Source organism: Stieleria varia (assembly GCF_038443385.1).
Taxonomy (GTDB): Bacteria; Planctomycetota; Planctomycetia; order Pirellulales; family Pirellulaceae; genus Stieleria; species Stieleria varia.
On record NZ_CP151726.1, the window covers coordinates 7,151,622 to 7,165,993 of the forward strand.

The 14,372-nt window shown below is 56.8% G+C and carries 11 protein-coding genes (1 of these 11 only partly in view); 3 read left to right on the forward strand and 8 right to left on the reverse strand.

All coding sequences use genetic code 11. The features are described 5' to 3' along the window. On the reverse strand, window positions 1-3,219 hold the start of the coding sequence (locus Pla52nx_RS24005) for a hypothetical protein (protein ID WP_197455016.1). It extends 24,474 nt beyond the left edge of the window; only the first 3,219 of its 27,693 coding nucleotides appear in the window; its start codon is at window positions 3,217-3,219; the stop codon falls past the left edge of the window. Window positions 3,220-3,499: 280 nt separating this feature from the next. Between Pla52nx_RS24005 and Pla52nx_RS24010 the strand changes: the two genes are divergently transcribed. Further along, entirely contained in the window at window positions 3,500-4,096 is a 597-nt protein-coding gene (locus tag Pla52nx_RS24010; protein WP_146522903.1) for an ECF-type sigma factor, read from the forward strand. Here Pla52nx_RS24010 and Pla52nx_RS24015 read toward each other — a convergent pair. The 5 genes from Pla52nx_RS24015 to rplM all read right to left on the reverse strand — a co-directional run bounded on the left by Pla52nx_RS24015 (window position 4,081) and on the right by rplM (window position 8,693). Continuing rightward, window positions 4,081-4,962: a DUF1571 domain-containing protein gene (locus tag Pla52nx_RS24015; RefSeq protein WP_146522902.1), complete on the reverse strand. Its 882-nt coding sequence runs from the start codon at window positions 4,960-4,962 to the stop codon at window positions 4,081-4,083. The genes Pla52nx_RS24010 and Pla52nx_RS24015 overlap by 16 nt on opposite strands. A gap of 189 nt (window positions 4,963-5,151) precedes the next feature. Beyond that, window positions 5,152-6,843, reverse strand: coding sequence for a hypothetical protein (locus Pla52nx_RS24020; protein ID WP_231742599.1), 1,692 nt, complete (start codon window positions 6,841-6,843; stop codon window positions 5,152-5,154). A gap of 434 nt (window positions 6,844-7,277) precedes the next feature. Then, window positions 7,278-7,499, reverse strand: a complete 222-nt coding sequence (gene infA, locus Pla52nx_RS24025; protein ID WP_145416653.1) for a translation initiation factor IF-1 — start codon at window positions 7,497-7,499, stop codon at window positions 7,278-7,280. 191 nt (window positions 7,500-7,690) lie between these two features. Next, window positions 7,691-8,104: a 30S ribosomal protein S9 gene (rpsI, locus tag Pla52nx_RS24030; protein WP_146522900.1), complete on the reverse strand. Its 414-nt coding sequence runs from the start codon at window positions 8,102-8,104 to the stop codon at window positions 7,691-7,693. A 130-nt stretch (window positions 8,105-8,234) separates the two neighbouring features. Beyond that, complete coding sequence (gene rplM, locus Pla52nx_RS24035) at window positions 8,235-8,693, reverse strand: 50S ribosomal protein L13 (RefSeq protein ID WP_146522899.1); 459 nt, start codon at window positions 8,691-8,693, stop codon at window positions 8,235-8,237. 797 nt (window positions 8,694-9,490) lie between these two features. Here rplM and Pla52nx_RS24040 point away from each other — a divergent pair. After that, the gene (locus Pla52nx_RS24040) at window positions 9,491-10,738 is read left to right on the forward strand and encodes a prepilin peptidase (protein WP_146522898.1); all 1,248 of its coding nucleotides are present in this window, start codon (window positions 9,491-9,493) and stop codon (window positions 10,736-10,738) included. A gap of 126 nt (window positions 10,739-10,864) precedes the next feature. On the opposite strand, the gene Pla52nx_RS24045 is transcribed toward Pla52nx_RS24040, so the two are convergent. Both Pla52nx_RS24045 and aroE read right to left on the reverse strand, forming a co-directional pair. After that, on the reverse strand, window positions 10,865-11,350 hold the full coding sequence (locus Pla52nx_RS24045) for a GNAT family N-acetyltransferase (protein WP_231742598.1): 486 nt from the start codon (window positions 11,348-11,350) through the stop codon (window positions 10,865-10,867). 58 nt (window positions 11,351-11,408) lie between these two features. Further along, a complete protein-coding gene (aroE, locus tag Pla52nx_RS24050) occupies window positions 11,409-12,905 on the reverse strand; it encodes a shikimate dehydrogenase (RefSeq protein ID WP_146522896.1) in 1,497 nt (498 codons plus the stop codon). A gap of 288 nt (window positions 12,906-13,193) precedes the next feature. Here aroE and Pla52nx_RS24055 point away from each other — a divergent pair, with 288 nt between their 5' ends. Beyond that, window positions 13,194-14,285: a PQQ-binding-like beta-propeller repeat protein gene (locus Pla52nx_RS24055; RefSeq protein ID WP_197455015.1), complete on the forward strand. Its 1,092-nt coding sequence runs from the start codon at window positions 13,194-13,196 to the stop codon at window positions 14,283-14,285. Window positions 14,286-14,372: the final 87 nt, after the last annotated feature.

Here is a 14,372-nt window from a genome sequence, read left to right on the forward strand (position 1 = left end):
GACACGCACCACTTCGTATTCTCGATTGTTGACCAAGCCACCAACGTTGGTCACACCAGTGCCACGCGTGTACTGGACGATGTCACCGCTTGCCAAATCGTGAGCGGGCAATTGAATCGAGCTTGATGCTACGTCGACGGCGCCTTCGATCGAGACAAAGACATGATTGCCGGTCAGTACCGTCGCCGTATCGGAGAACGTGATGATCGATCCGTTGCTGGTACTGGTCCCGAGTTGCAATTCGTTGGGCTTGCCCGGGCTGACATGGGCAAAGTATCTGCCGCCATCTACCAAGCCGCCGATCGGTTGGCCGCCGCCGGTTCGATACTCAAGGTAGGCGCCGTCGGCGAATCCGTGTGCCGTCAAATTCAAGACATCGTCGCCATTGTTGACGACTTTATCGACCGTGGTTCCATCGACGATCAAGGCGACCGTTTCAGACGTAAAGGCTTGGTAGTCGTTGTCGTTGAACGTGCTGGTGAGACTGATTTCATTGCCCGCCAAAGCGTCGCTCAATGAGTTCGCCACTTGAATGCGATCCAAGTCCGTCACGATCGCATAGTAGATCTTTTCGCTCGGAGAACCATCCGCTTGAATCAATCCAGCCGATGCCGGAGCATCAGCACCGGTGAGAGGGTCGCGTCCTGCCGTGTACCGCAACGCCTGGCCAGTGAACAAACCATGGTTGGGAATGACAATCGAATCCGATCCGGTTTCGATCACCGTGGGAGTGAATCGATGGTTGTCACCTGTTCCCGTCGAGGTCAGGTTGACTGCAAGTCCCTGAACTGCTCTGGGTTGCGTCGTCGCCAACGAGGTGGTGCCATCGGCGTTAGAGATGACAAAGTAGTCGGTGCCGTTTGTCAAACCACCGATGCGGGTTCCCCCGGCATCGGACTGATAGGTCACCCGCGTTCCTGTGACCATGCCCGACAAGTCTGGATGATTGAACAGGTCGTTGGCGAGATCGACGACGGGATTGCCGTTGGCGTCCAAGCCCTCCACGTCGACGACCGCACTGTCTCCGCGGGCAAAGATCGCGTTTCGGCGAACGGTCTGAGTCGAGCTGACCGAAGAGTCCGTGTGGTAGAGAACTTCATCACCCGTCTGGAAACCATGAGAATTCAGCGTGATCTCATCCCGTGACACGTCGACCGTCGTGGCCGAAGCAGGGAAGCTGATCGCCGGAGCATCAAACGAGATCACGTGATCGCCTCCGACACCCAAGCTTGTCAGATCGATCGGCGAACCGATGTTCCCCAATGCGTCAATCGGAGCGAGCCGGAAACTGATTCGGCCACCGCTCTCGGTTTGCCGTCCTACCACTGAATAGAGCTCGCCATCCTCCAATCCGCCGATCGCCACAGGCTCGATGGCTTCGTCGTCAGAGGCGGCAAAGTATCTGATCTCGGTTCCGTTTTGGATCTCCGAGAGATTGGGTAGCTGACTATTGCTGATCGTGATGCGATCGGTGCTCGCGATGTTCGACAATCCGGAATCAAACTCGACACTTCGTTTCGCGGAAAACGTATGCGTCGATGGCGTCGCATAACCGGCTCGCTCGATAGCATCCAAGCTCAACGCAACCGCAGGTTCACGCACCAATTCAAAGTGATTTGCATCGATCACGATCACACTCAGGATCTCGCCGTCCACCAACCCGGTGACCGGGTTGGTCGATCCATCGGGCGCGGGCAGGACGAGATAAACCAGTTCATCTCCCGTGCTGAACCCATGGCCGACTTGAGTGATCACGCCAGACGAATTTGCATTGCCGCTTTCCACGACGATCGCACGATCCGCACCTGCTGCCTGTATCGTTCCTTCCACCAACGCATCCACATCGGCTGTGTCCGATGCAACACTCACCGAAACGCCGACCGCTCCATCGACAGAGAACGCGACTTTCGATTCCGCTTCGTTGTTCGTCTTGCCGATGGCGTTGACGTAGACATTTCCGGTCGACGCGGTAACCGATGCGTTGACTCCCACATGTGTTTTACTGACCAAGTCGGTCAACGAGACCGCGACACTGCCGCCTGCCGCGTTGGGATCAGCCGGCGATGGCACGCCTTTTTTCACCGACGAGTTGCCAGACGTCATCGCCTCGATTTCAGCGATAGCCTCCGCCCGCGATTCAATTTTGACATCGCCTCCTGTGGATGTGATCCGAGTGTTACCCAGCAGCAACGTTTGTGCATGCGAGTCGGCGATCCCCACGCCAACGCTGAGTGACTGCAACGCCCCCGAAAGTCCCGTCGCACCCGCGCTGCGAGTCGCGATCGCGGTGGTGCTCGCGTCGACCTTGCTGTTCGCTCCCACCGTGATGTTGCCGGTCGCATTGATGACGGTCGAGTTCAGTGTGATGTCGGCTTGCCCGCCGCGGATCATCGCTGCCAGCGGACTGCCGATTCCAGCGGCCTGAAAGATTTTCTTGACGCCCTCGGATGAGTGCGAGGATGCGAAATCCGGGACGATGTCGTCCAAGTTCTGATCCTTTGCCTCCGCAATGATCTCCACACTCGTTCCCGTGATCGTGGCATCCGCGATACGAATATCCACATCCTTGTCGCCCCCGCCGAACGGACGCAGCGGGCTGACGACCGAGGTCACGCGTGTTGCTTTGATCTCAATGGCATCGCCGTTGATCTGAGCCCCCGAGCCGATGTCAATCAGTCGCTCTCCATCCAATACATTGGCCAAGTCGATCGGCAGATTGGCCAAGACATTGGCGCCCATCTCGACGCCGCCGGTGACGAGACTGATGTCGCCGGCATCGATGTCCGCATTGGCCGCTACAAAGATCTCCTCTGAGATCACGGAGATTGTTGTGGAAGTTCCGAGATTGACCGTTCCATCGAAGGTCACCCTGTCGTCACCCCTTTGGCCATCAATGGTCAACGAATCGATGGGCAGAACTCGCTCGTGCAAAATCGTAGCAACCACCGGCGGGTCGCCTGCCATCGCTCCCGGTTGAGTATTGGTCACCTCGGCAAACACCTTCGCCGGCGTCGCCCCGACCGCAGGCTCCGTCCAGATCCGGACGGTGTCATCACTGTTATTGGTGGGGACCAGAAAGTCGCCGGCTAGCAATTGCCGCTGCTCCAGCGATTCCAACTGACCGCGTTTGGCTTGGCGACGTTTCGCCTTGCGGTTCTTCTGCTGTTTGCGAGAGTCAGAACGAGCGCGCAGTTGATCAAGCAAAAGCTGCAAATTCATCGCAGAGTTTCCCAATTCCATCCGGGGCAATTCCGGCCGCATTCGTTGCGGCCGCGTCTTTCGGTCGACAAAACGTGGGACTTGAGTAAATCCGCACACTTTCGACGAAATACGTTCGAGCCAAGATATATCGTGCCGTGAAACTCGACGCTAGATGAACTGTGTCAAAGCCAACCCCCCCGGCGAAAATATTGGCCGCGTGCAATGTTTGATCACGTGATGTTTGATAGCATTGCGTCTTACCCGTTCTCTTTCTCTGCTTCGATGCCGGAACCCGCCCATGAATCAGCCAGAACACGAAGTCTCGATGCTGCTGCAACAACTCAAGGACGGTGACGAGTCGGTCAAGGAGCAATTGTTCGTCGGGCTCCAGGACGAATTACGGCAGATGGCGGCCGCGCTGATGCGACGCGAACGCGCCGACCATACGTTGCAAGCAACCGCATTGGTGAACGAAGCATGCTTGAAACTGCTGGACTCCTCGGCCATCGGAAACGCCACCGATCGCAGGTACTTTTTCGGGATGGCCAACCGTGCGATGCGTCAGATCCTGGTCGATCACGCACGCAAACGTCAGACGAATAAACGAGGCGGCGACTACCAGCGAGGATCGTTGGACATCGTGCTGGATAATTTCGAAGCCAGCAATGGTTGCCGGTTCATCGAACTGGAGGCCTCGCTGGACGAATTGGAGAAGTCATCTCCGCGACAGCGCGAAGTCGTGGAACTGCGTTTCTTTTCCGGACTATCCATCCCAGAGGTCGCCGAAGTCCTGGGGGTCAGCGAGGGGACGGTCGAACGGGATTGGCGGATGGCTCGTGCAAAGTTGTACCAGCAATTGCGTGACGACGAATCCTCGACTCAAGGAAACCCGTAGGCTTCATTGTTGACATCGAAATCGTCGTCCGTCAGACCGACGTTGGTTTTGATGTCGTGGTATGCGTAGGACTCCAGCAGCGGTAGCTCGCTATCAGGTACGTCTGCGTCCGCCTGCTCAGGCCAACCGAAACTTCGGTAGCTCAGGATCAGCATCCGTTCTCGGTCGAACACAATCTCTGCCAGTTTAAAATCATCCTTGTCACCAGACGGTTTGCTGCGTCGAACACGAATCAGCTCCGCTTGAATTCCGTCAAACTCGTGGCCTTTGGACATCACCACGGACACGTCTGGATTGTCGAGATCTTTTTGACCACGTTCGATCAATTGTTCGACCAATCGCACCAAGCCGATTTCGTAGATCGGAAATTTTTGTCCAGTCATCGCGATGATGCCGGTCGGCTCCAACCAAATCGTCTTCAGGTTCAGTAAAAACGCTGTTTCATGAACCGCCATCTGGCCGTCGTACTTGTCTTTGCACCACATCACTTCGCGACCAGCAGCAGACTGCGGCGAAATGAACTTCAGATAGATCCGCATTGGAGCGTCATCGGAGTCGTTTCGCATTCGGGTCTGAATCTTCAGCTCCATCTCGTTCAGCTCACCAAGAACGCCATCGTCGCTCCGCTCTTGTTTGACAAACCGCGCGGTGTAGTCGTGGAGATTGGTCGACATGGTTGTCTTCGCATCCGCCGCCAGCTGCAACACATCGGCGATGCTGGACTGGGCGACAGCAGCAGAGTCAGTCGCTTGAATCGTCGGCGCGGAGACAGGGGCATTGGGCGACTTGGCACTGGAATCTCCCCACCAATAGCCCACCATGCCGGCAAAGATCATCAGGGTGACGGTGGTCGCGTGCTTCTTCATCTCGATAGATCGCTAGAGAAATCGTACCTGGCTGCAAGGATGCCAGGCTTTCTAGTACGTCAGGCTTTCTAGCCTGACATACACAGGACATGTCAGGCTAGAAAGCCTGACGTACGTGGGGCAGGTCAGGCTGGAAAGCCTGACGTACGTGGGGCAAGTCAGGCTGGAAAGCCTGACGTACATGGGGGCTCAGAAGGGGGCTGGGGCACCGCGACCGGGCTGAGCTGCTGCGGCTGCAGCACCGATCGCACGGATTAGGCCTTCGCCGATGCTCACTCGGGACTTGGAGCCGTTGGGGATCGAATCTCCTGTGATATTCAGGACTCCTTGATCACCAGCTTCGCTCAACGAATCGATGACCGCGGCGACTTCGTCATTCATTTCCACTGACTGCGCGAACTGCAGGATCGGCAGCAATTTGACTTTCATGCTAAACACGGATGGCCCCATCCCTGCGGTTGCACCCGAATCAATCAGCTCCTTCAACAACGCCTCACTGTCACGTCCCAAAGCGAGATACAGCGACTTGTCGCCGGTCCCCAAGTGGACTTGCAGCATGTCGCCAAAGACCTTGCGAACTTCGTCCTCCGACGCCGGCACGTCGGCTTCGACCACGTGCATTTGGACTCCGTTGTACTTGCCAAGATCAAACTTGAATCTTGGGGCATCGGGGTTTCCTGCTGGGACCTTGGCCGACAGATCCTTGACCAACTGAGCAGCCTTGTTGCCGTCGGCGAGGAACATGCCAAACGCGAGACGGAACTGGTTCTCGTCAGCCAGCAAGACCATCCCGCTGTCCGACTTTCCTTCAGCGAGCGTATCTCCGATCAGGTCACCAAGGCGTCCCAAAACGCTGTCGATTTCAGCGAGTTCATCATCGGACAAGTTGTTCTCATTGGCAATCGCGTTTCGGATCATGGTCATCGAGCTATCGATGCTGCCACGGTACTGTGCGACGCCCTCAGGATTGATCGCTGTTGCTCCGTGGAAATAGGCTGCTGCGTCGTCGCGAACGACGGACGCGAATGCTGATGGAATGATTTTTTGACCGCTATAGATCGCGGCCATGTTGGAGCCGGGGACGGCGGTGAAGGCAACGTCGAAGACGAGTTCGCGTGCATTCTGATCGATGTTCCAACCAAAGTTCAACTCGTCGGCTTCACGAACGATCTGCTCGATCTGCTGAATCGATTGCTCAGCCATTTCACGCGCGGCGGCTTCGTCTGGATTTTGTTGACGCATTGCGCCCTCAAACCCTTGGCGCATTTGTGCGATCAGCATGTCGCGAATTTCGGTTGGGATTTGCTGCACTTGCAGTCGCACAGCCAGGTCATAATCGTTGCCCATGCCCGAGAACAAGGTGGTCGGATCGCTGGGGGCCAACGCGATAACATCACGGTTGCGAGCGGCAACGGCCCAGGCACCTAGTTGGCGGACATAGACGGTGTTTTGGTTGACTGTGATCACCAATGTGCCATCGTCCAGTTCATCGACCGGCCCGGTCTGAGCCTCCAGACGCTTCAACACCGTTCGGATATCGTCGGTGGGAATGGTGACGATCGGCTCAGGAGCACCATTGACCATCGGCACGATCACGCCGATGGGCAGGTTCATGTTCATGCCTTGCGTGAACATCCCAGCAAACATTTGGAACATCCCGCCTGCTTGCGGCTGCCCAGCGACACCCGTGATGTAGTTGACGTCGGCCATCAGCTTGCTGACCGAGCCAAGCGTCACCACCAAGACGGGCTGAGTGCCGTCGGTCAGCGTGGCCTGTGTACCGATCGGGGCCAGTTTTTCCTGGCCACTGGCCAGAGGCGCGACACAGAATACGGCCGCTGTGGCCAGCATCGCCGAAGCGATTCGAGTGCGAATCGACATTGTTGGGAAACCCATCTTCAAAAACATCCTTAGGTAAGTCGGTGGATTGGTGAGCCGTCACTGGCGAGATCATCCCACGGCGGGAACCCCGCTCAAGGCGGCAATTTATCAGTTTGTGGGCGCGCAAACAAAGCCACTTCTTGGAGACAGTCCATCGACATCGTTTGCACGTCTATCAAGGAGTACCTGAGAAGAGCACTCAGGGTTTCACCGGAGAAGCAATTAAGGGACCAAGCGTCCAAGTTTGGCGTGGTGGACACTGCCAATAATTCGCTGCCGGTGGGAATTCTGGCGCATCCCATTGCGGGCGATCGTCGCTCGACTCTTCGAGCCGATAGCGTACTGCGGGCAACATCGGACGTTACACCAAGTCAATCCGCAAGACACGACGGAGGAGAAGCTTTGCAAAAAACAGCAAAGCGGCCAGACAGGTCCTATCGTTCTCGATAGGTGATGCGACCCTTGGTCAGGTCGTACGGAGAGAGTTCGACGCGGACTTTGTCGCCCGGAACGATGCGGATGAAGTGCTTACGCATGCGGCCAGCCACATGCGCCATGACCTCACTGCCCGTTTCCAACTGAACGCGAAAACGCGTGTTGGCGAGGGCCTGAGTCACGGTGCCTTCTACTTCGAATGCTTCTTCTTTCTTTCCCAAGGGGGGACCTTAAACTAAAGGGACCGAGAAATCCAAGGATCGAATTTCTCGTAATGGATCAGGGACGACTCCCCGTTGGTCATTCTCAGGCAAATGCCCGAGAGTAAGTGACCAATTCTGCAGAGGTACTGCAGAAGTCGTGCCATTTGGTACGCACTGCCAATACTTGCTTGGCAGCACGCCATTGGCAATTACCGTTTGCTGAACTGGACTCCGCGGCGTGCACCACGCAGGCCTGGTTTCTTTCGTTCCTTCATTCGCGAATCTCGCGTCAGGAATCCGCCTTCACGCAGCACATCGTGAAGGCTTTCGTCAAAGCTAACCAGGGCGCGGGCCAAGCCCATGCGGATCGCTCCGCTTTGGCCTGTGGTTCCGCCGCCGTTGACCCGTGCCAACACGTCGACTTTGCCAGCCACCTCAACAGCATCCAGCGTTTCGGTCACGCTGCGGCGATCTTTGTCGGTGTCAAAAAACTCGTCGATGGGACGGCCATTGATCGTGATGTTGCCGCTACCCGGACGTACTCGCACGCGGGCAACGCTGCTTTTGCGACGACCGGTACCGAGAGCATCGCCGTTGATTTTGTCTTTTTTGACCGCAACCATGAATCGATTGTGTTGGGATGGAGTGTGTGAATGAAGGGGGGGCTAGGACGATGGCTTTACCGCGGTGCATGGCCATTGACCGGCCACGCTGCGTGGTTTTAAACCACCAGTGATGATCGCTTCGCTGCGACTACCGCTTCGCAATCTTCTTGCTGACTCGCTTGAGCGGCTCAGCTTGCTGAGCCACATGCGGATGCTCGGGACCCGCGTAAATCTTTAATTTCTTGATCATTTGGCTGGCCAATTTGTTCTTGGGCAGCATGCGACGCACGGCGTGGTAGATCAAATCCTCGGGCTTTCGCTGTTGGCGATCACCGTAGCTCTCGAGTTTCAATCCGGGATAACCGGTGTACCACGTGTAGTGACGTGCATCCATTTTCTTCCCCGTCATGGCCACTTTCTCGGCATTGACGACGATGACAAAGTCGCCGCAATCGACATGGGGTGTGTACTGCGGGCGGTGTTTGCCCATCAGGACAACCGCAATGTCGCTGGCAAGACGACCAAGGACTTCATCGGTGGCGTCAACGATGTGCCAGGAGCGATCGACTTCGCCCGTTTTTGCTACAGTGGTGGATTGAACGGTCACGTGACAGACTGTTAGTAATCGGAAATGTACATTGGCCGCGGGCAAACGGTGCTGTGTCGACTGTTTCCATGGAACCGATCCCGCCAATCCCTTTTTTGGAACCCGTTGTGGGGTAATCCTAAGGATTCGGTGGCAATCAAAAGCTCGATGGAAGCTTTCTCCGGCAGATTTTGTGCCTGATACAGCGTCCCGCAAAGAATCCAGGAATGTATCGACCAAGCCAAACTTGAACAAGGGCTTTTTGGTGTGCAGTTTTGCGAAAAGTGGTCTTAAAAAACAACCAATTCGCACTGCCGTGCCCTACCGGTTCTCTTGAATCTGCCATTTTGGCCGATATCCGTTGGCAAGGATTTGAGTTTTGCTCTGTCTCTCGCTGTCTCTCGCTGTGACTTCCGATGCTTCCTCGCTAAGCTAGCGGGCTGTTGATTGAGTGAGCCGCTAGCTGCGGGCCTTAGGGTGTTGACGCACCCCTTTGAGGCCCGTGGCTATCCCGGATTATTCACACGACTTACTACGGTCATCGCAACACGTTTGCGTGAAACGGCTTGCGCGGATTGGCACGAAAGCAGTCTGCGCATATCAGCCGCCACGCGATAGCGTCAGGTTCTTGCACCTATACTCAGGAACCGGACGCTATCGCGCTGCGGCGGATGAATAATCTGGGCTAGCGGCATCGGCCGGGGCGACCGTACTGCCTGGTGCCTTACGGCCCACGGCTCACCATTGCGTTTACAGTTTCGACAGAATCAGTGGCCCGCAAGCTCCCGTTCTCGTCCCTTGCTACTGGGTAGTGTTTCTTGATCCGCCGACGTTTCCGATCCAAGTTTCCGCTCTTGCTGGTATTGCTGCTGATGGGGCTTGCCGGGGCGGGGTACGTGATCGGTTTGTCTTGGTGGCAAAGCCGGCAAAATGCGTTCTACGAATTCGACGATCTGCTGATCCCTCGCCTGATCGACTTGACCATTGTTTCGTGGCTGCTGTATTTCGGCGGAGCCATTGGCAGCTTTCTGAACGTTGTGGCCTGGCGAATGCCTCGGGGGGACTCGATCAGCGGTCGTTCCAAGTGCCCGCGGTGCGACAACGTATTGCTAGCGCGGGACAACGTGCCCGTGCTGGGGTGGCTCTCTCTGGCGGGCCGCTGTCGATTTTGCTCGTTGCCGATTTCGGCCCGCTACCCGATCGTTGAAGCCGCGGTGGGTTTTTCGCTGACGGCGATCGGAATCACGCAACTGTACAGTTTGGCGTTGCCCTACCAATCACTGCACTGGCACGGCGGTCCGCTGTGGGCTCCTCAGGTTGATCAAAGGGTGATCGCGATCCTGACCTATCACACGGTGGCGTTGAGTACTTGCTGGGCGATGGCATTGATTCGCGTCGACGGAGTGTCCTTGCCCAAGTCGTTGGTGGTGTTTTCGCTCGTCGTCACCGCCGTCCCGATGATTGCTTTTCCAGTCCTGATGGTCACACCTTGGCAATTGGTGCGGCCAGATCATTGGACCGCCGGAGGGCTTTACTTTGACGCACTGCTGAGAGTCATCGCCGCGTGGGTGGCCGCGGCGCTGTTCGCCCGAGTGCTGGCAAAGTCGTTGTGTCCCGCAGCAGACCTCAAGCTCGATCCGCTGGGCGTCGACACAACGCGATTGATTGATTTGGTGATGCTGTTGTCGGTTCCCGCCGTTCTGATCGGTTGGCAGTCGATGCCCGCTGTGGTCTTGATGAGCGCCGTCATTGCCGTAGCGATTGGCCCGCTGTTGCGTCGGCTGCCGATCAACGATGGCCCCAAGGGTTCCATCAAACACCGCGACGCGTTCTGCCGATTTGCCTTCGCGGTCCCGATCGCACTGACGATCCACTTGGTCGTTTGGCGTCATTTACAGGCTGCAACGTACTGGCCCAGCGAAGGTTCTCGGCCGATGGTGATCGTCTTCGCGGCGATGTTGACGCTCACGATCCCGCTCTGGCTGCGTGACCCAACCAGAGCGGTTTTGGGGCAGCCAGACGTTGAGGAACAAGACATTGAGGAAACCGAGTCATCGAATCCGTGAAAATTCACGCCGCGCTGGGGACGCTTCATTCATCGATGGCGTAATGGATTTCGCCAGAAATCCTGTCCGAAAGGAATTCTGGCGAGTCCCACTACCGGGTGCGCCCGGCAATGGTATCGTCGCTCCTTACTTGATGTGGCGTGGACGCAACTGCAGGAACAATGCGCGTTTCTGATCTGGCAGCGAATAGCCGAATCCGCAGTTCTCCAAGAAATGACCGGACGAACTGATCGCCATGATTTCCATCACGCCCAGTCCTCGCGCCCGATCGACACACATCTGGACCAGCTTTCCACCGACACCTGCGCGTTGATAGTCGGGATGGACGGCCAAGCACTGCAGTTCGGCCAGCTTGGGGCTGTAGATCTCGACCGCCGAAAAACCGACGCATCGCTGCGGTCGCCCATCGTTGTTGGTGATCGCAACAAAACCGTGACGCGTCAGCTCGATGATTTCTGCTTCCGTCCGATCCAACAACAAACGCTGAGCCACGAAAGGACGCATCAGTGCATGGATCGCAGCCGCGTCCGTCGGCATGGCTTGACGCAACGTCGGCGCGGGATACTGCTCCGCCCGCGGCTCAGGAATCGACTCGCCTATCGGCTCAGACATCAACATTTCCTTTCTGTGTAGTTGAACCCGCCAGCCGGCTCACCGGTCGGTTCTCTCGTCAGTGAATCTTGACCGGATTGGTTGCCTGCTTGATCGTTTGACGCATCAGCATGGTCGGGGCGTCCTTCCCGGTGAAGAGCTTGAACTGATACGCCGCTTGACGAACAAACATATCGACGCCGGTGATGATCCGACATTGTGCTGCTTTGGCGTGTTTGATCAGCATGGTGTTTTCCGGGTTATAGACCGTATCGAACACGATCATGTACTGATTGAGCGCAGACGCGTTGAAGGGCGAGCGATCGACGTCCGGGTGCATGCCCACCGGCGTGCCGTTGATCAACAATTGAACACGCTGGTTGTGGCGATCCTCCCAAGGCACGACGCGACACCCGAGCTCTGAACCGAGCACACGAGCGCGTTCTTCTGTTCGGGAAGTGATCACAACATCGGCGTGACGCTGCTTGAGTCCCCAGGCGATCGCGCGCGATACGCCGCCTGCCCCGAGCACCATTGCGGTGATGCCTTGCATCGGCTGGCTCTTGCGGTCTTCCTTGCGAATCTCCAGTAGTTCTTCGATGCAGTCCATCGCGGCGCGGTAATCCGTGTTGTACCCGAGGGCTTCCCCGTCATGGAACACCATCGTGTTGATCGCGCCGATCCCATTGGCGCTCGATTCGGCTTGCGTGCAGTATTCCAAGGCGCGTTCTTTGTGTGGGATCGTGACGCTGATCCCGTTGATCCCGAGTTTGGGGCAACACTTCATGAATTGATCCAGATCGTCCCGGGGGACCCGAAACGGCAGGTACCGCGCATTGAGCTTCTCGGCTTGAAAGGCTCGGTTGTGAATGATCGGGCTGTAACTGTGTGCGACGGGGTCGGCGATCACGCCGAACAACTCCGTCTGATCGTTGATGTTCTCGTAGTCGTACAAGCCATTCATGTCTTTCCAGTTCAGCAGACCCGGCGCGATCTTTTTGTCCCTGCTAAACGTTGCGTAGGTGAACGGCGACCCCAGGCGGTTGGCCAGAATCCGAGTGATGGTTCCCATTTCGCCCATGCAAATTCCGATCGTGGGCACTTTGGCTTTGCGGACCATCTCGATCATTCGGACGTTGTCCGAAAAGGAGTTGGCCATGGTCGCGATCTTGACGATATCGGCATCTTCTTCTGCCATCGCCGCATGCAGGTCTTCCAGGTTGTCCGGCGTGTCCTCAAATCTGTGAAAGCTGATCACGCGTTTGGTGGTGCCGTAACGTGGGATCTGGCTCGCCACGTCGGCTTCGATGTCGACGTATTCGACGCCCTCCACGATCGCGTTGCGGAGCAGCATCATTCGCTCGTCTTCGCTTTTCGTCCACCTGCCCCCGTCATCTCGCCGCCGAACGGTGACCACCACCGGCCCCGGTCGCTGCCTCAACAAACGGTTCAAGCTGACCGCGCGGCCGATGTAATCGAGCCTCAGCTCGACCAGCTTGGCTCCTTGTTCGACCAAATTCTTGTGTTCGGCAATCATCCGCGTGTGGCGACTGCAGCCGAGGGTAACGCAAATCATGGATAGAAATTGACAATGATGAGGTGATGGAGACGGCTTTTCGACACGCAAGCCTATAATAGATAGACTGGATTGATCGAGCGGGGGTGTTTTACTCCAATCATCGCGGGAACCCTAAAACACATCGAAATGATCCCGCAATGGTGCCCTGAACGTGAAACTTGTTACCCAAATGGTGGAGATACGATGCCAAACCTCTTGCCCCACTTTTTGCCAAGGTTTCTGCCCAGGCGGGGAAAACCGCTCGTTTTAACCAAGCAGATCGGTCTTTTCAGGGGATCGCGGGCATTGCTTTTTTTGTTTTTCGCGTCTTGGTCGGTAATCGCCCAGGCCGACAAGGACTGGCCCACGCCGCGTGGGGACCAGCATTCCTCAGGCAGCAGCAAAACCAGCTTGCCGGAAAAACTCGTCCAACGCTGGGAGTTTCAAGGTGCCGAAGCGTTTGAGACAACTCCCGTCGTTGTTGACAAAAGCGTTTTTGTGGCTGACGTGTTCGGCAAAATCTACTCGCTCGACCGGGCCACGGGCAAGCAACAGTGGATGCAAGATTTTGACACCGGATTCTCGGCCTCGCCCCTGGTCCGCGACAACGTCTTGTTCATCGGCGATGTCGAAGGAAACGTGTACGCCCTGGAATCGGGCAGCGGCAAAGAACTTTGGAAAGCACAGACCGATGGCGAGATCAGTGGTTCCGCTGCGTACTTTGATTCCAACGTCCTGGTCGCCAGCCAAGACGGCAAACTGTACTGCTTTGCCGCCAAAGACGGCTCGCCGGTCTGGACCTATCAAGCAGAAGACCAGATCCAATGCAGTCCCACCATCGCTGGCGATCGGACCTTTCTGGGCGGATGCGACGGACAACTGCATGTCATCGACCTCAAAACCGGCAAGGGCTCCGGCGAAAAGTTGCCGCTCGGCGGCCCCACTGGCAGCACGCCAGCCGTGTCCGGCGACCGTGTCTTTCTGCCCATCATGGACGGCGCCGTCCTCGCGTTTGATTGGAAACAACAAAAACAGATCTGGAGCTACATCGATGACGAAGTCCAACAAGAGTATCGCAACAGCCCCGCCGTTGCCGATGACCGTGTGATCGTCAGCAGTCAACGCAAACAAGTCGACTGCCTGTCCGCCGACACAGGCAAGCGGATGTGGCGTCATACCCTCCGACGACGCGCCGATGCGTCACCCGTCATCGCCGGCGAGGATGTCTGGATCGCCGCCAGCGACGGACGCCTGATTCGCCTGTCGTTGGCCGACGGAAAACCGCTATGGTCCTACGAAATCCGCGGTGCCTTTGTCGCTGCCCCCGCCGTGACCGATACCGAATTGTTCATCGCGGACGACAACGGCGTCGTCAGGTGCTTTGCCGCTGAAAATTAACTGGACAGAGTTGCTCGATTCCTGCGTCTGACTCCCCACGGCATTACACTATTACATTCGCTACCAACGATTGACGCCGAGTTCCTT

What these genes read in the sequence shown, in the direction of transcription:
- Pla52nx_RS24010 (WP_146522903.1), top strand. Translation starts at nt 3,500, where the DNA reads ATGAATCAGCCAGAACACGAAGTCTCGATGCTGCTGCAACAACTCAAG.
- Pla52nx_RS24015 (WP_146522902.1), bottom strand. Translation starts at nt 4,962, where the DNA reads ATGAAGAAGCACGCGACCACCGTCACCCTGATGATCTTTGCCGGCATG.
- Pla52nx_RS24020 (WP_231742599.1), bottom strand. Translation starts at nt 6,843, where the DNA reads ATGTCGATTCGCACTCGAATCGCTTCGGCGATGCTGGCCACAGCGGCC.
- rpsI (WP_146522900.1), bottom strand. Translation starts at nt 8,104, where the DNA reads ATGGTTGCGGTCAAAAAAGACAAAATCAACGGCGATGCTCTCGGTACC.
- Pla52nx_RS24045 (WP_231742598.1), bottom strand. Translation starts at nt 11,350, where the DNA reads ATGTCTGAGCCGATAGGCGAGTCGATTCCTGAGCCGCGGGCGGAGCAG.
- aroE (WP_146522896.1), bottom strand. Translation starts at nt 12,905, where the DNA reads ATGATTTGCGTTACCCTCGGCTGCAGTCGCCACACGCGGATGATTGCC.